The organism is Acinetobacter sp. YH01022 (genome assembly GCF_013420235.1).
Classification (GTDB): Bacteria; Pseudomonadota; Gammaproteobacteria; order Pseudomonadales; family Moraxellaceae; genus Acinetobacter.
Genome location: NZ_VOYP01000056.1, coordinates 1 through 16,781, shown reverse-complemented (window position 1 = coordinate 16,781; position 16,781 = coordinate 1). Strand labels below are relative to the sequence as shown.

At 42.0% G+C, this 16,781-nt stretch carries 12 protein-coding genes and 4 pseudogenes; 7 read left to right on the top strand and 9 right to left on the bottom strand.

The annotated features are described in order from the left end of the window. Positions 1-325 precede the first annotated feature (325 nt). The 4 genes from FTT87_RS14185 to FTT87_RS14170 form a co-directional block, all read right to left on the bottom strand. Positions 326-1,126 carry a sulfite exporter TauE/SafE family protein gene (locus FTT87_RS14185; RefSeq protein ID WP_180043798.1) on the bottom strand — a complete coding sequence of 267 codons (801 nt, stop codon included), beginning with the start codon at positions 1,124-1,126 and terminating at the stop codon, positions 326-328. A 44-nt stretch (positions 1,127-1,170) separates the two neighbouring features. Then, positions 1,171-1,665, bottom strand: a complete 495-nt coding sequence (locus FTT87_RS14180) for a flavin reductase family protein (protein WP_086195015.1) — start codon at positions 1,663-1,665, stop codon at positions 1,171-1,173. A 97-nt stretch (positions 1,666-1,762) separates the two neighbouring features. Then, a complete protein-coding gene (locus FTT87_RS14175) occupies positions 1,763-2,791 on the bottom strand; it encodes a methionine synthase (protein ID WP_180081058.1) in 1,029 nt (342 codons plus the stop codon). Between the two features lie 27 nt (positions 2,792-2,818). Next, the gene (locus FTT87_RS14170; protein ID WP_180043802.1) at positions 2,819-3,805 is read right to left on the bottom strand and encodes a DUF1852 domain-containing protein; all 987 of its coding nucleotides are present in this window, start codon (positions 3,803-3,805) and stop codon (positions 2,819-2,821) included. A gap of 659 nt (positions 3,806-4,464) precedes the next feature. On the opposite strand from FTT87_RS14170, the pseudogene FTT87_RS14165 reads away from it, so the two are divergent. From FTT87_RS14165 to FTT87_RS16090, 3 genes and pseudogenes are all read left to right on the top strand, one after another. Then, a pseudogene (locus FTT87_RS14165) lies at positions 4,465-5,466 on the top strand (transcriptional regulator); the annotation flags it as partial. Positions 5,467-5,962: 496 nt separating this feature from the next. Continuing rightward, positions 5,963-7,582 carry an oleate hydratase gene (locus tag FTT87_RS14160; protein WP_180043804.1) on the top strand — a complete coding sequence of 540 codons (1,620 nt, stop codon included), beginning with the start codon at positions 5,963-5,965 and terminating at the stop codon, positions 7,580-7,582. Between the two features lie 124 nt (positions 7,583-7,706). After that, positions 7,707-8,114, top strand: a pseudogene (locus tag FTT87_RS16090) (monooxygenase); the annotation flags it as partial. Between the two features lie 149 nt (positions 8,115-8,263). Here the strand turns inward: FTT87_RS16090 and FTT87_RS14145 are convergent. Both FTT87_RS14145 and FTT87_RS14140 read right to left on the bottom strand, forming a co-directional pair. Beyond that, positions 8,264-9,520, bottom strand: a complete 1,257-nt coding sequence (locus FTT87_RS14145) for an acyl-CoA dehydrogenase family protein (RefSeq protein WP_180081059.1) — start codon at positions 9,518-9,520, stop codon at positions 8,264-8,266. 13 nt (positions 9,521-9,533) lie between these two features. After that, complete coding sequence (locus FTT87_RS14140) at positions 9,534-10,784, bottom strand: SfnB family sulfur acquisition oxidoreductase (protein ID WP_180081061.1); 1,251 nt, start codon at positions 10,782-10,784, stop codon at positions 9,534-9,536. 638 nt (positions 10,785-11,422) lie between these two features. On the opposite strand from FTT87_RS14140, the gene FTT87_RS14135 reads away from it, so the two are divergent. Next, positions 11,423-12,826: an LLM class flavin-dependent oxidoreductase gene (locus FTT87_RS14135; RefSeq protein WP_180081063.1), complete on the top strand. Its 1,404-nt coding sequence runs from the start codon at positions 11,423-11,425 to the stop codon at positions 12,824-12,826. Between the two features lie 229 nt (positions 12,827-13,055). On the opposite strand, the gene FTT87_RS16185 is transcribed toward FTT87_RS14135, so the two are convergent. Both FTT87_RS16185 and FTT87_RS16180 read right to left on the bottom strand, forming a co-directional pair. Further along, positions 13,056-13,412 carry a hypothetical protein gene (locus FTT87_RS16185; RefSeq protein WP_306423187.1) on the bottom strand — a complete coding sequence of 119 codons (357 nt, stop codon included), beginning with the start codon at positions 13,410-13,412 and terminating at the stop codon, positions 13,056-13,058. Further along, a complete protein-coding gene (locus FTT87_RS16180) occupies positions 13,390-13,716 on the bottom strand; it encodes an SDR family oxidoreductase (protein ID WP_306423186.1) in 327 nt (108 codons plus the stop codon). Before FTT87_RS16180 ends, FTT87_RS16185 begins: the two co-directional genes overlap by 23 nt. A gap of 94 nt (positions 13,717-13,810) precedes the next feature. Between FTT87_RS16180 and FTT87_RS14125 the strand changes: the two genes are divergently transcribed. The 3 genes and pseudogenes from FTT87_RS14125 to FTT87_RS14115 all read left to right on the top strand — a co-directional run. After that, the gene (locus FTT87_RS14125; RefSeq protein ID WP_180043817.1) at positions 13,811-14,173 is read left to right on the top strand and encodes a MerR family transcriptional regulator; all 363 of its coding nucleotides are present in this window, start codon (positions 13,811-13,813) and stop codon (positions 14,171-14,173) included. A 348-nt stretch (positions 14,174-14,521) separates the two neighbouring features. Next, positions 14,522-16,264, top strand: a complete 1,743-nt coding sequence (gene ggt / locus FTT87_RS14120) for a gamma-glutamyltransferase (RefSeq protein WP_180081065.1) — start codon at positions 14,522-14,524, stop codon at positions 16,262-16,264. A gap of 116 nt (positions 16,265-16,380) precedes the next feature. Next, positions 16,381-16,458, top strand: a pseudogene (locus FTT87_RS14115) (IS1 family transposase); the annotation flags it as partial. Positions 16,459-16,662: 204 nt separating this feature from the next. On the opposite strand, the pseudogene FTT87_RS14110 reads toward FTT87_RS14115, so the two are convergent. Next, positions 16,663-16,781: pseudogene (locus tag FTT87_RS14110) on the bottom strand (IS30 family transposase); the annotation flags it as partial.

The following is a 16,781-nucleotide window of genomic DNA, read 5'->3' as shown; positions in this document are numbered from 1 at the left end:
AGAAAGCCCATATAAATGGGTAATGTACAAGTTGCTGTAGAAGCATGTTTAATTCGTCTGATCACAGATACTTTATAAAGCATTTTAATACTTTTTTGAATCTGTCAATGCGTAAGTCCTAAATTATTTTTTTTCAGCACATTTCGTCCTTGTTTCAGCAAGTCAAATTTCAGTCTGGCTATTCAATGATTCTTAATGGCTCAACACCAAGTTATCTCAGTCATAATAAGACAACTGCGTCTCAGGCAATCATTCTAGCTATTGCAAAAAATACAGAAGCCCATATTCCATGAGCTTTTTCATCATACTGAAGAATAAATATGTTTCAACGCAGTCCTTTAAAAAGGAAAAAACATCCAACGATAATCAGCAATATGGCAAAACATTTTTTCAGCATTTGTGGTGATAATGCATGTGCTGCTTTTGCACCAAATTTTGCTGTAAAGAAACTCATCAGGCTAATGCCTAAAAAGGCATAAATATGTACAAAGCCAATACTATTGGGCACAGCGGTGTGGGCATTCATACCAAAAATCATAAATCCCAAAGCACCAGCAATTGCAATAGGTAAACCACATGCAGCTGAGGTTCCAACTGCTTTTTGCATGACTACACCATAATGATTTAAATAAGGCACAGTTAAGCTGCCACCGCCGATACCAAAAATTGCAGAAGCTACACCAATCCCAGCGCCTGCACCTAATTGTTTAGGCGATGAAGGCAGTACTTTATGGGTATCTACCACTTGTCTGGCACCGCTAAACATGGTGTAAGCCACCCAAAGCAAAAATACGCCAACAATCAGCTGAAGATGAATTCCAGAAAGTAATCCTGCAATTCCGGCCCCGACAAAGCCTCCTATCACCATTCCTGGTGCGAGATTTTTAAATATAGGCCATATGACTGCGCCATTCTTATGGTGAGCCATCAATGAGCTGATTGAGGTAACCACAATGGTTGCCAAAGAAGTGCCTAAGGCCAAATGCATAATGACATCAGGACGATAGTCCATTTGGGTAAAGACAATAAATAAGAGCGGGACAATAATTGTTCCACCCCCGACACCAAAGAGCCCTGCTGCAAATCCGGCAAGCGCCCCAATGGCTAAAAAAATAATAAGTTCCACAATATGCTGACTTTTAAAGAATGGAGTATTGAAGCAATGGACGTTTAAGCCGTTTCTAATTGACCGACTTGATGATAAGCGCGGTTAAAATAGACGAGGCTTTCCTCTTGCTGACTTTGTTTAATCGCTAAGACACGACATAAGAAAATGCTGTGTGTACCGACGTTTTGAATATCTTCAATCTGACAATCAAAACTCACCAAAGCATCTTCTAACACAGGTGATCCTGTTTCGAGTGTGGTCCAATCACCAAGTTTGAAACGATCTTCAGAATTGAATTTGCTTGAGGCAAATGCATTAGAGATGTGTTCATGCTGTGTGCTGAGCACATTGACTGATAGCACTTTATTTTCAATAAAATGTGCATGTGAGCGAGAAGATTGATTCATACAGACCAGCAATGAGGGCGGTGTATCGGTCACACTGCATACGGCTGATGCAGTAAAACCATGCATCCCTGCCGTACCTTGTGTTGTGATTACATTCACAGCAGTGGTTAACAAGGACATTGCATTTCTAAAGTCAGTTGCTTCAATCATCTCTTCTATCTCAAATGTATTTATGACGTACCTAGACTCAAGTATGGCAAATGATTTAGGGATCATTCGCCCTGCTCTGATTTAGCCACACTTCGTGTTAAGCACCAAGCTCTTGACGAACAATCGCAGCACCTGCGTTTAATGCTTCAAGTTTGCCGCGAGCGACTTGACGAGATAAAGGTGTCATACCGCAGTTGGTTGAAGGATACAGCTTGTCTGCATCAACAAATTGCAATGCTTTACGTAAGATCTCTGCTACTTGTTCTGGGGTTTCAATGGTATTGGTTGCCACATCAATCGCACCGACCATCACTTTTTTACCGCGAATCAGTTCAATCAGATCCATCGGCACACGTGAGTTTTGGCATTCAAGTGATACGATATCAATTTTAGACTGTTGTAATTTCGGGAAAATTTCTTCGTATTGACGCCATTCTGAACCTAAAGTCTTTTTCCAATCGGTATTGGCTTTAATGCCGTAACCGTAGCAAATGTGTACCGCAGTTTCACATTGCAACCCTTCAAGTGCACGCTCCAAAGTTGCAATGCCCCAATCATTCACTTCATCAAAGAACACATTAAAAGCAGGTTCATCAAACTGGATGATATTGACACCTGCAGCTTCTAATTCCAAAGCTTCTTGATTAAGAATTTTGGCAAATTCCCATGCCAGTTTTTCACGGCTTTTATAGTGCTCATCATACAGCGTATCAATCATGGTCATTGGACCAGGTAACGCCCATTTAATCGGCTGATGGGTTTGACTGCGTAAAAACTTTGCATCTTCCACGAACACCGGTTTTTTACGTGATACTGCTCCCACCACTGAAGGCACGCTTGCATCATAACGATTACGGATTCGAACCGTTTCACGTTTCTCAAAATCGACACCTTCAAGATGTTCAATAAACGTGGTCACAAAGTGCTGGCGGGTTTGTTCACCATCGCTGACAATATCAATGCCTGCTTGCAGTTGTTCATGCAACGACAAACTTAAAGCATCTCGCTTCGCTTCAAGCAGTTGTTCACCTTCCAGCTTCCAGGGTGACCAAAGTTTTTCAGGTTCTGCCAGCCAAGAGGGTTTCGGTAAGCTGCCCGCTGTTGAAGTCGGTAATAAAATTTTCATAATCAGTAATCATCTATATTGAATAAATTAAGCAGCTTGGCTTTCAACAGCATAGCTTGCAGCCCATTGCTCAAGAATGTCTTTGTAAGGCTTGATAAAATTTTCTTCAGTCCATTGACCTTGTTTGACTGCCAGTTGGCCGCGCTCAACACGGTCATAGACAATTTGCGTCAATGAATAATCCTGATAGTTCAAACTTGGCTGATAGACTAAACCTGCGTTCGAGTTGGCATTGTAAATTTCAGGACGGTAAATCTTTTGGAAAGTTTCCATGGTGCTAATCGCACTGATGAGCTCAAAATCGGTGTAGTCACGCAGTAAATCACCGCTAAAGTAAAACGCCAAAGGTGCAACTGCATGAGCAGGCATGAAATAACGCACTCGCAAGCCCATTTTTTTGAAATAGTCATCTGTGCGTGAATATTCATCATTTTTATATTCCACCCCTAATACAGGATGCACATTGGCGGTACGATAATAGGTTTTAGTGGTTGAAACACTGAGGCAAATCACAGGCTGTTTTTTAAACTCTGCTTTAAAGACCTCTGAATTGACTAAGTGTTGATAAAGCTTGCCATGCAAATCACCAAAGTTCTCCGGCTTCTCATCTGTTTTACAGCCCAATGCCGGTAATACAACGCTAAAGTCATAATCACGTACATAAGATGAAAAACTGTTACCAATCATGCCTTCAATACGTTCATGGGTTTTATGGTCGGTAATCGTACTTTTCAGCATTTCAATGAATGGAAAAGTCTTGCCGTTGCCTTCAACGTCTAGTTCTGCAGAGATGATATCGATTTCAAGTGAATAGCGATCTCCTGTCGGATTATCAATAGCTGCCAAGCTATTAAAACGGTTGTTGATCATCACTAAAGTTCTGCGCAGATTCTCTTGACGGCTTTCACCGCGTGCTAAATTGGCAAAATTCGTAGTCAGACGTGTGCTATCTGCTGGCTGATAGTTTTCGTCAAAACGAATGCGTTTAATTGAACATGCAAACTCTTTACTCATGGTGATCCGCTACCCTAATCTTTGAGATAAAATCAAAATTTATGAATGGGATAATTTATACGCGAATCATTAGATGAATAAAAATGATTTAGTCTAATCAAAAGATGAGTAAAATTCATGTTTATATATTCTTTGCCCGTCTTTAGTTTGATGAGGATGAACCTGCTCTAATTCATCGTTTAAAAATTGAATATTTTAAACCTAATAAATCTATAAATAATAAATACTTATTTATTTTTATTATTAAATTTTTGAGTAAAAATGCTGAATGAGATGCAGAAAATCTCCAAAACCAAATATGATATAAAAATATGTCTTCCAAGCGTTATGTGAATTTATCTCATCTTAAAATTAGAAAATATCAAGATATTCACTTTTCCTAATTCTATCTAAATAGCTTGATATCAGGGTTAAATACTCACCCTATCGCTATATTAAACAAACTTGGATATCCAAGACTGACTCTCGCAAAAAGTCATGAACAAGATGCAACACCATTAATTTCAAAGCTTAAACAGTTAACTATCGAATATTAGGCTGATTAAGCCGTTTTCATCGTCGAAAATTTTGGTTCAGTGAGTAAGTTCATAAAACTTATGAATGGGCTTTAGCTGAACATGTGTTAAATCGTATATCCAAGACTGTGACCTATATAGACTTTACCCCAGGAATCCCAGCCCTCCTTGTTCCGCCGTTCCATTCAGCATAATTATGCCGATTTGCTGAAAATTGCGGATGATTCCGGCATGGCAATAGGCTTGACTGACCATCAGGGTACCTTGTTATGGACATGGAGCAGTTCGGCCATGCTCTCTTCGGCTGAACAGGTTCATTTTGTTGAAGGCGGACATTGGTCCACTCAGGCCGTTGGAACCAATGCCATCGGGCTGACATTAAACAGCCATACTTCCAACTGTGTTTACTCGCATGAAAATCAAATGGATAGCGTCCGTGACTGGGTATGCTATGCAGCCCCCATTTTAGATCCGTACTCTGGCCAGTTTCATGGCATTATTAACCTTTCAACCAAATATAAAAAACATACGCCGCTTGGCTTGCTTGCGGTAGAGCGCTGTGCAGATTTGGTACAGCGTGCCATCCAGTTTGAACAAAAAAATGTCCTGTATATTCAAGCGCTGGGCACGCCGTGGATTCAGTTTAATCAGCATGTTTTAAGCCTGACTCACCGGCAGATTGAGATTCTGTGTATTTTGGTCCTGCATCCATACGGCATCAGTCTAGACGAACTGCATTATGCCTTGTATGGCGAACGTGATGTCAGTATCAAGACCCTTAAAGCTGAACTTTCCCAACTGCGTAACCTGCTGCCCAACTGTATTGAACCGCGTATTTACAAATTGAGCTGTGAAATTCAATACGACTTTTTACGGGCAGAACAATCGTTGAATGCGGGTCTTCTTGCCAGTACTTTCAATTTGTATAAAGGAAGTTTTTTAAGCAAATCCGAAAGTCCATTTTTAACTATCTGGCGCAATAGTTTTGATGCGCGACTGAGCCAGTTAATTTATCAAATGCAGGATATTGATCAGCTGCTGCGGATTATTGGTCGTGCCCCTGAACGGATAGATGCCGTACAGCGCCTGCTGGAACTGTTGCCGCAAGACAGCCCACATCGAAACCTGTTTTTAAAGTTTCTTTAGTCTGTGTACTGAATTATTAATGAAAAGTAAAACCGGCATCAGTGACTTTATTGCATATCCCCTGAAGCTGAATAATTTTATGACTCACTGATGTCGAGATACCATTCAAAGATGATATCTTCCTGATTTGATCTAATAATTCAGTGCGACAACAGCAGAGCCAGCTTTGAAAACCGTATAGACCAAGCCTTTCACATTAATGATAGATTTTTATTATAAATTTAAATACACTTGTGAATTATCTCAAAATCTTTATTTTGAAAAATAATATAGAGCAATAACCAAATAAGTATTTTAATTCAATAGTTTAATTATAAATTAAAATCATTTAATGTCCGTTAAGCATTCATAAAAACCATAATAAGTAAATCTTTAATTACAAAAATTGTGGATAAATAACTTTATATTCAATACATTTTTCATATATAAAAAAGCATACTAAATTTATGGTGTTAAAACCGTTTGCACATCATATTAATTAAACGAGGGGCTAATAATGCAAAATAACAAACGCTATGGGTTAGATGCACAGCAATCCCATCTTTGGATTATCGGGGGCGGTATTGCTGGTATGGCAGCAGCGGCCTTTGCAATCCGTGATGCCAAAGTACCTGCAAAAAATATTCATATTTTGGAAGAACTGGATATTTCAGGTGGATCAATGGACGGCGGCCCTACTCCCAATGCTGCACAGGCTTGGGTCACACGGGGTGGACGCATGCTGACCGATGAAACCTATTTATGCCTTTGGGATTTATTTTCCAGTATTCCCTCTTTGGAAAACCCTGAAATTTCCGTACGTGAAGAATGCCGTGAGTTTAATGAACAGGTGAAAACACATGCCCAAGCGCGTTTAATTGATGCGCAGCATGTCATTGCCGATGCCGCAAAACTAGGCCTCAATACCCTGCACCGTGCGCAAATGCTGCGCTTATTGGCATCTAAAGAAGAGAAAATCGGTAGTCGCCGTATTGATGAATTTTTTGATGAGACATTTTTTGAAACCAACTTCTGGCGCATGTGGCGCACGACATTCGCCTTTCAAAAATGGCATAGCGCCGCCGAACTACGCCGCTATTTTTTGCGCTTCATTCAAGAGCTGCCGCGCATTCATACACTCGCAGGGGTAAAGCGCACCAAATACAATCAGTATGATTCGATGATTCTGCCGCTACAACGCTGGCTGGTGGAGCAAGGTGTCGATGTGCGCTTTGGTAATTATGTAACAGATGCAGACTTCATGACCGATACAGACACACAAGAGCGCCGTGCTACACGCCTGTATGTCAAACTGCCTGAAGGCACGGAGCAGATTGAGCTGAAAGCGCATGACTTGGCTATTTTCACCCTAGGTTCGATTACTGCAGATTCTCGCTATGGCGGCAAGGATGATGTACCTGCATTAATTCGTGACCGTTTGGATCATGGCTGGACATTGTGGGATACATTGGCTAAAAAGGCACCGGATTTTGGCCGTCCCATGACCTTTTATGGCAATGTCGATGAACATAAATGGGAGTCTTTTACCCTGACCATGAAAGATGAGGTACTGTTAAAACGCATCATTGACTATACCGGTAATGAGCCGGGTACAGGTGCACTGATGACTTGGTTTGAGTCTGGCTGGCATTTATCTATTGTTGTTCCGGCACAGCCGCATTTTGCCGATTTGCCTGAAGGCGTGTACACCCTTTGGGGCTACGGTTTCCAAATTGACCATACAGGCGATTACATCAAAAAGCCCATGTCACAAGCGACAGGCAAAGAGATTTTAACGGAACTGGTCAAGCAGCTCGGTTTTGATGACATTTTAGACCATGTGCTGCAAAGCACCGACATTACCACGGCCATGATGCCCTATGCATCTGCCTTGTTCGCCTGCCGTAAACCTGGCGATCGCCCTTTAGTCATCCCTCAAGGCTCGCAAAACTTTGCATTCTTAGGCCAGTTTGTGGAAATTGAAGAGGATGTAGTGTTTACCGTGGAATATTCAGTACGTGGTGCCATGATTGCCATTTACGAGTTTTTTGGCGTAGAACGTGAAATCCCAGACATTTATAATGGCCTGCTCGACCCTAAAGTCGGCTTAAAGGCGTTGGAAACCGTTTTTCATTAATGTTCCATTCATTCTAAATGTGTGCGGAAGCATGCAGCATGAGAGCACTTTCGGGTGCTCTTTTTTGCTCCAGATAAATCATCAACATTCCGCTATCAGCGGCTGTATGCAGGCTTATCATGATTTTGATACCACCCTTCCAGAACTGTTTACCCTGCTGATTACTCGCACAGGCAGATGCCAATTTACCTCAGGCATTGCGTGTGCATTTTGGCTTTACTGAAGATCTGCTGCTGAGCCAGAATGAGGCTTTTAAAGCGTTATGGCTGCAATATATCGACAAAGGTGGAACAGTTGGCAGTGCCTGGTCGGAAGGCGGTAAAGAGTCCATTGAACAATTTAGCACGCATCTTGCACAATGAAAAAACGGGACTGTGGTGCTGAATGGCAAAAATACTATACCACCAGCAGCCTGTATGCTGACTGGGTGGATGTCAGGATGACCGATCTGAATGGCAACCCAGCCTGCATACTGATTCCGCATGATGCTGCAGGTGTAACCATCATTGACGACTGGAACGGCTTTGGTCAGGTTTAATTCTGGAAACTAAGATAGAAAATAAGATTTAAAAATATCTGAAATACATGAATTAAAATAAAGCTGAGATTATATTTTTCGAGCCTCTCAATAAAATAAAACCGCATATCAATGCGGTTTTATTTAAATCTTTTAAATCATATTTATGCTGCAATTTCCTGCTTTTTAGCTACCGGACTGTTGCCGATCTGCCAAACATAAGGCAAAGGTGCCTGATTCACTACCCAGTCACCAATGACTTTCTGTTTATAGATCAGTGGATTATGAGAAGACACAACACGGGCATTGCGCCAGAAGCGGTCCAGCTGCTTTTCGGTAGTGCTGGCAGAGGCACCCAGTGCATTGAACAGCTCTGTAGTCAAATTCAGTACCAGCTCTGAAATGACCACCTGCCCTTGTGAAGACTCCAGTTCAGCACGGTCATTTGTCTGCTGATCAGCCGCCGCATTATTCTGAAAATGACTGATATAGGCACCATCCAGTGCTTCAGCAGTACGCAAAGCAATCGCTTCAGCCGCATAAGCCTGTGCAGACGCTTTACCAATCACTTGCAGGATTTGTGCATCGTCGCGGACCAAATCCGCATTGCCATGACTGAAAATACGGGTGCGCTTGCGGACTTCTTGAGTAAATGCTTCTACAGCACTTTGTGCAATACCGACCAAGGTTGCTAAATGCACCACTTGATAGAAGGCAGTTTGGTATTTAAAGCGTTCTTCAAATGGCAAAATATGATCACGGTTGATGTCAACCTGCTGAATGGTCAAGGTACCACTGCCTGTGGTTTTTTGGCCAAAACCGTTCCAGTCATCCACCACTTGAATGCCTGGCACTTGAGTCGACACCGCAGCAATCACATGCTGATTCGTGGTTTCATCCCAGGCAAATAAGTCGATCCAATCGGCAAAGATGGTTCCAGTGGAATAGTATTTCTGACCATTCACCACCAGCTGGCCCTGTGGATTTTCAGTGACACGGGTCACCACATCGCCAATTTCAACTTTGCCGATTTCCGTCCAGGCATTTCCAACGATTTCACCCCGTACAAAGCGCTGAAACCAGAGGTTTTGAGATTGAGTTTTATTGGCAGTTAAGCGATCTTCGACAAAGGCAAAATGGCCGCGTAATGCTTGAGCCACATTGGAGTCGGCTTTTGCCAGTTCAATCAGCAGTTGAAACAGCTGTTTCTGCGATACACCGTCACCGCCAAAAGCAGTGGGTACGCGAATCGCACCAAAACCGGCTTGCTTCAGCCACTGAATTGGTTCATACGGGAGTGTGCGGGTCTTTTCACGCTCCAGCGCACCATCTGCAATTCGTTGAAAAATCGGGCGGAATTTAGCCGCAACCTGTTGGTAATCTGCACCCAGAGATAAGTTTTGATTGGCTTGAAGAGTCATAATATTTTTCCTTTTAGCTCCATGCATGACGCGGTGGTGGAACATCATTCAGGTAATAATTCCCGACGATATTAAATTTCCAGCGTACAGGGTCATGTAAAGTATGTGTGCGTGCATTGCGCCAGTGACGGTCTAGGTTCAATTCAGAAAGTGTTGAGCGTGTGCCAGACAGTTCAAACAGCTTATTGGCAGCCAACAGGGCAATTTCAGTGGTCAGTACCTTCGATTCGGCCGTAATTAACGTCGCTTTAGATACCGTATCTTCCGTCGGGTTTTCCAAAGCACGGTCAATCGCTTCACCGGCTAAAGCCAGAACTGCTTCGGCCGCACGCAGCTTGATTTTTAATTCACCGATATTGGCAATGGTGTACGGGTCTTGCACGGCCTGTTCCAGACCAGAGTCAATCCACGGACGTGCATGCTGGCGTACATAAGCAATGGTTTCGTTAATTGCACCGCGCGCAATACCCGCATCAATAGCAGACTGGATAAATTGTGAAATTGCTCCTGCTGCCGTAGGACGTTCAAATGCCTGATAGATCGGCACAACATATTTCAGATCGACTTGTACATTGTCTAGAAGTACTGAACCACTCACAGTGGTACGCTGGCCAAAACCACTCCAGTCATTCACAATGGTTAAACCCGGTGTATGCTGTGGCACCAGTGCTGCAAATGGCTTGCCTTCATCACTGACCGCAACCACAGGAATCCAGTGTGCCAGCAGTGCACCAGTAGCAAAGAATTTCTGGCCGTTAATCACCGCATGGTCATCCTTGAACTCGATTTTGGTGCTCAGATCTGCCACTGTTTTTGAGCCTTTTTCTGAAAAGGCATTGCCAAAACGCTGTCCTTTTAGCACCTGGTCAAAGAAGAATGCCTGCTGTTCTGAACTGGCATCCAGACGGATATGTTCCAAAAAGGCCCAATGGTTCTGTGCTATTTGACCCAATGAGGAATCTGCACTGGAAATAATTTTTACCACTTCTGCAAGAGTTTTATAGCTAACCCCTGCACCACCAAACTGCTTTGGAATCGTAATTCCCCATAAGCCTGAAGCTGAATACTGCTGCACTTCCTGCAAGGGTAGAAGGCGTTCATGATCACGTTTGGACGCCTCTTTGGCAAAAACAGCCGCCAGCTGCTGCGCCACTTCAATTGCTTCTTCATCTGACTGTATAACATGTGCCAATTGGTCATGTTGATAAAAATCTTTTGGAATATTGTCTGCATGTTTCAGATTTATTTCAATTTTGGATGTCATTATAAAATGCTCTAGTTACCCTATATATAATGGATAAAAGCTAACATTATTTTTAAAGACTATTTATAATTTAATAAGCGAAACAAATCATTTTAATTAAAATGTTATGTAGTATTTATTCTTAGAATTTCATATTTTCATATAAAGGATAACAAGAAAGAATAGACTGCTTTAATGGAGCATTTTTTACTCAGTTTCATGTTGTAAATTCCAGCGATTAAATTAAATCTAAAATCGAGTATTTTCCCTTTATTTCGATAACATTTAGCAAAGATAAAGAAAAACCTGATTGTCTAAGCTTCACTTGGGTGATCTGCCTTCAGATGGGATAGGCTTCTGTAATTGATCAAGTATTAAATAAAAAGCTGACCAGGAGATAACCATGTATCACTTGAACCGAGGGTCAGAAAAATTTTTATATCCATATATCATCCATAGATGATGTATAAATCCTACAAGACTTTCGGTACAGATAATTACCCCAAAGTTGTATGTTTTGGTTTATGAAAGAGGTCTCATTACTAAATACTTTATTTTCATAAACAGGCATTGTGATAAATATTGATATTTTTCTTATTAAAAGTCTCAATATTTTTTTATTAAAATTATTAAAAATTTTAATATTACTGTAGATAAGTATGAGCAAGAAAATTAGATTTAATGCCTTCGAAATGAACTGTATTGCCCACCAATCCCCGGGATTATGGCGGCACCCGCTCGATCGTTCGACTGAATACAAAGACTTGGAATACTGGACAAACTTAGCACAAATTTTGGAACGCGGTAAATTTGACGGTATCTTTATTGCCGATGTCCTGGGTATTTATGATGTCTATCACCAGTCAGCTGAACATGCGCTGACAGGTGCGGTTCAAGTTCCAGTGAATGACCCTCTACAAATCGTTCCTGCGATGGCTGCTGTAACCAAACACCTAGGCTTTGGGGTGACAACTTCCATCTCATTTGAGCACCCTTACCCCTTTGCGCGCCGCATGAGCACACTGGATCATTTAACCAAAGGCCGCGCCGGCTGGAACATCGTAACGTCCTATTTAGAAAGTGGTTCCAAAAACCTCGGGCTGAAAACACAGGTTAGCCATGACAACCGCTATGATATAGCCGATGAATACCTGGAAGTCCTGTATAAACTTTGGGAAGGTTCTTGGGAACAGGATGCGGTGCTGCGTGACAAGGAAAAAGGCATTTTTGCTGATCACACTAAAGTGCATCCCATTGAACATCAGGGTGAATATTTTACTGTGCCCGGCATTCATATCTGTGAACCGTCTCCACAGCGCACCCCCGTGCTTTATCAAGCTGGTGCCTCTAGTCGCGGTCAGAAGTTTGCCAGCCAAAATGCAGAATGTGTATTCATTTCTGCACCGACCAAAGCCGCAGTAAAAAAACTGGTTGAGGGAATCCGCAGTAAACTGGCCGATGAAGGCCGTGATCCTCATTCAATTCTGATCTATACCATGCTTTCAATTGTGGTCGATGAAACCGATGAAAAAGCACAATTAAAATTTAAAGAATACCAGCAATATGGCAGCTATCATGGTGGACTAACACTGGCTTCAGGCTGGTCAGGTGTAGACTTTTCACAATTCCAGGCAGAAGATCAAGTGGAATATATCCATACCAATGCCATTCAGTCCATGCTGGATTCCTATGTCAAAGCCGACCCAGATAAAGTTTGGACGATTGAAGAGATTGCTAAATTTATCAGTGTCGGTGGCAATGGTCCGGTAATTGTCGGTTCAGCCTCAACAGTGGCAGACCGTTTGCAAGAATGGGTACAAGATACCGATATTGACGGTTTCAATCTGGCCTACATCCTGGCACATCAAACCTTTGAAGATGTGGTTGAGTTTGTAGTCCCGGAACTTCAGCACCGTGGCGTATATCAAACTGAATATACGGAAGGGACATTACGTGAAAAACTGTTTGGCCACGGGCCGTTGCTTCCAGAGAAGCACCGTGGTGCCAGCTTCCGTTATCCAGCTAAACACCTTCAACCGACAGAAGCTTTAAAAAGAGCTTAATGTCTTTATTCGCATACAGGCAAAGTTCACGTTCTATACTCCGGGCATGAAAATAGAAAATCCATCTGGCGTCTCAGGTTGATTGTCTATTGCTTTAATATTGAATATCAACAGGATGGATGTTCCAAAATGCCCAGAATGAACACATTATAAAACTTCGATTCAATAACCCGACCGCAACATGGATATAGGTCTACACATTGCAGTGAGATAGTGGATGATACTCTACTTAAACCTGGTGTTGGCTTACCCATATTGCGTTATTTTCAATGGTTTTTTTCAGATCGGTTGCTGGAGTATTCCAAGTCCGATCTAGCTGTTTAAATGTATTTAAATCCAGTGTTTCGGTTCTTAAAAAATTTAACATTTCTGTTGATAAATCTATTTTTTTTGCCAACCACTTCCATTGCAGTAGACATTTTAGCAACCGGATAGAAATAAAATGTCGAGGACTATTGACGTGTAATTGCGCTGAAATAATTTCAACGAGTTTTTGAAAACAAATTTGCTCTTGGCTAGCAATCAAGATTTCCTGACCTGTCGTTTGGTCATCCTTGTATGCTTTAATCATTGAATTTACCAACATGTTGACAGACACCAAAGGTAAATAAAGCAGCAGTATTAAACAGATAATCGACGGTTTTTAATTGCTGCCAGTCATGCTCAGAAATCCCTAAATCAGTTTGTGTAACATTACCTTGAATACAGATTAATTTTTTACAGTCAGCACCGGATGAATTTAACCAGTCCCGTAATTGAGCTTCTTGTTGACGGAGATTACGGCACATGGCAAACACTTGATAATTTTCTTTGAGTAATTGTGCCGTTAAAAATTTACCGATAAATCCTGTTGCCCAAATCACCCATGCTGTTTGGTTTAAGCCTTGCATAGAATGGCACTCTGTTGATTGATTCATGCTTAAGATAAAGTATGGACTACACTCTAGAGTCAAGTGTTTTTATACAGAAGATGTGGAGATTATGATGCTAGTCGGAGAATTAGCACAACACACCAATCTCAGTCGGGATACCATCCGATTTTATGAAAAACTGGAATTAATTAAACCACTTATTAGGAGCAATAGTTATAAAGATTATACTGAACAAAACTTACAGCAACTCAAACTGATTCAAAGCACTAAAAAATTAGGCTTTACCCTGACGGAAATTAAACAAAGATACCCTATAGCATACAAATCCAATTACATTCCATCGCTATTAAGGCTATCACCAGCTGAATACACTAAAGCTAAATTACGGTCTGATTTAGAATCAGCTCCGGATTACTATAAAAATAGTTTTGAGATTAGACTCTCGGACTTAAGACCACCGATTACTTACAGGTGAACCTATGGAAAGATATGTAATAGTTGTGATACTGATCATAGTCGCGGTATTACTGGTCGTATTTTACAATCAGAAAAAATGAAATTAAAAATTCGGTAGTGCTTCAAAAACTATGCTGAAAAAACAGGCTGAACTGCTGAATGCTGATTGAAAAATTCGCTTGTGAGAAAATCATCACTGAGCGATCTGATGATTTCATGGTCTTTTACGGCATTGTCCTGACCTGCTTTTTCTTTCAAGCCTCAACCGGATATGAATTTCAGCATATACTAAGGCGCCCCAAAACGGCGCGCGGATAGTGTGCTGAATGCTGTGTGGCTTCGACTGTTCGTATGCTTGAGAAATATTATGTTGATCCGTTTTGCCCTGAAACTCAGCTTGGCCACACTTTGTTGTCTTTCCACTGAACTTTATGCAAATACGGCACTCAATCAGGCAACGCTCAGCAGTTATGATTATGACAATGACATTTTCCATCCGGTTCGGGCACAAAATGGCATGGTGGCCTCCGAACATGAAATCGCCAGTCAGGTCGGTCTGGACATTCTGAAACGCGGTGGCAATGCGGTTGATGCCGCCGTTGCCGTTGGATTTACCTTGGCAGTGGTTTTACCGCATGCCGGTAATCTGGGCGGTGGCGGTTTTCTGATTGTACATGATACCCAGTCTGGTAAAAATATTGCGCTGGATTTTCGTGAGATGGCTCCACGTCGTGCGTCACGGGATATGTATCTGGATGAAAATGGCAATATTATTGCTGGCAAATCACTGTATTCACATGATGCCATCGGGGTTCCTGGCACAGTCGCAGGTCTGGAATATGCCCTAAAAAAATGGGGAAGCTTACCCCTTTCAGAGGTGATTGCCCCTGCAATTCAGCTGGCAGAAAATGGCATTCCAGTCAGCCATTCTTTGGCCAAAATGCTGAATGCAGCTGAAGATAAATTAGGCAAATGGCCCAGTTCACGTGCTATTTTCTTTCAAGAGAATCGCCCCTTACGCTATGGTGAACGATTGGTTCAGCAGGATTTGGCACATTCCTTGCGATTAATTAGCCAACAGGGTAGCCTCGTGTTTTACCGTGGTGAAATCGGCGACAAAATTATTGCAGAAATTCAGCAGCATCAGGGCATCATGCAAAAAAGTGATCTGCATGCTTATAAAGTGATCGAACGTCAGCCCATCATGGGCAATTATAAAGGCTATCAGATTGTCACCATGCCACCGCCAAGTTCCGGCGGTGTACATCTAGTACAAATGCTGAATATTTTGGAACAATTCCCCTTGCAACAGTGGGGAGCAAATAGTGCCCAGACCCTGCATTATCTGGCCGAAAGCATGAAACTGGCCTATGCCGACCGGTCTAAATATCTGGGAGACCCTGATTTTGTGCATGTGCCTGTGGCAGGTCTTAGTTCAAAGCCATATGCGAAAATGCTGGCTCAGCAGATTTCAGCTACCACAGCCCGTCCTTCGGCCTCCATTCAGCCCAACAACCCAATCCCCTATGAAAGTGACCAAACCACACATTATTCAGTAACCGATCAACACGGCAATGCGGTTTCGGTGACCTATACCCTGAATTTCAACTTTGGCAGTGGCATTGTCGCAGCAGGTACCGGCATTTTACTCAACAATGAAATGGATGATTTTTCAGCCAAACACGGTGTAGAGAATGCTTTTGGTTTAATTGGCGGAGATGCCAATGCCATTGCTCCCTATAAACGTCCACTGTCTTCAATGACACCCACAATTGTATTAAAAAATCAGAAAGCTTGGCTGGTCACTGGCAGCCCGGGAGGTTCCCGAATTATCAGTACCGTGCTACAAACCCTGATCAATAGCATCGATTTTCAGATGAACCCAGCTGAAGTGGCAGCGGTACCACGAATTCATCACCAGTGGTTACCGGACGAAATCCGTGTAGAAAAAGGCATCAGTGCAGATACCCTCGAATTATTAAAGCAAAAAGGTCATAAAATTGTGCAGAAATCTACCATGGGCAGAACCCAAACCATCCAAATTCTGCCAGATGGCATCTATGGCTATTCTGATCCACGTAATCCGGATGGCGCAACACGTGGATATTAAGGGTTACACATCATAGGCTTTTACTGAGCCAAAATATATTCACAGAAAGTGACGGATGCCTTTCTAAGATGCAAGCCTGTATAAAAGTGGATGAGCTAGATTCTAGTGATCATTGAGATAGTTTTGTCACAGCATTTACATGTTACAAGCAAGTAATAGGTAAGTTTTTTACCGCCGATATTGAAGGCAACAATAATTAAAATAATTGGTATCACGTATGCTGAAATAGTGAGAACATCAACCAATTTATCTGATCCAGCAAAACAGTAACTCTCAGGTACTAGGCAACCGATTAAATTTGAAATTACTGATAAAAGCAGATATAGAACTACTGGAGTTCCCATAATATAGTAAAAGATTTTTTCTTTAAGAATTCTGGAATTTTAAATTTGGCGGATTCAAGCGGCAAGTGCAACAGTATAAAAACCAGCCATAACTTCACTCGGTGTATGCCAACCTAGTGTTTTTCTAGGACGATGGTTGAGTGCAAATTCTATCTGCTCTATTTGTTCGTTTA

Bases quoted from the DNA above. Each gene is read 5' to 3' on its own strand.
- FTT87_RS14135 (WP_180081063.1), top strand. From the start codon at position 11,423: ATGAGCAAGAAAATTAGATTTAATGCCTTCGAAATGAACTGTATTGCC.
- FTT87_RS14145 (WP_180081059.1), bottom strand. From the start codon at position 9,520: ATGACTCTTCAAGCCAATCAAAACTTATCTCTGGGTGCAGATTACCAA.
- FTT87_RS16185 (WP_306423187.1), bottom strand. From the start codon at position 13,412: ATGTTGGTAAATTCAATGATTAAAGCATACAAGGATGACCAAACGACA.
- FTT87_RS14125 (WP_180043817.1), top strand. From the start codon at position 13,811: ATGCTAGTCGGAGAATTAGCACAACACACCAATCTCAGTCGGGATACC.
- FTT87_RS14160 (WP_180043804.1), top strand. From the start codon at position 5,963: ATGCAAAATAACAAACGCTATGGGTTAGATGCACAGCAATCCCATCTT.
- ggt (WP_180081065.1), top strand. From the start codon at position 14,522: ATGTTGATCCGTTTTGCCCTGAAACTCAGCTTGGCCACACTTTGTTGT.
- FTT87_RS14170 (WP_180043802.1), bottom strand. From the start codon at position 3,805: ATGAGTAAAGAGTTTGCATGTTCAATTAAACGCATTCGTTTTGACGAA.
- FTT87_RS14140 (WP_180081061.1), bottom strand. From the start codon at position 10,784: ATGACATCCAAAATTGAAATAAATCTGAAACATGCAGACAATATTCCA.
- FTT87_RS16180 (WP_306423186.1), bottom strand. From the start codon at position 13,716: ATGCAAGGCTTAAACCAAACAGCATGGGTGATTTGGGCAACAGGATTT.
- FTT87_RS14180 (WP_086195015.1), bottom strand. From the start codon at position 1,665: ATGATTGAAGCAACTGACTTTAGAAATGCAATGTCCTTGTTAACCACT.
- FTT87_RS14175 (WP_180081058.1), bottom strand. From the start codon at position 2,791: ATGAAAATTTTATTACCGACTTCAACAGCGGGCAGCTTACCGAAACCC.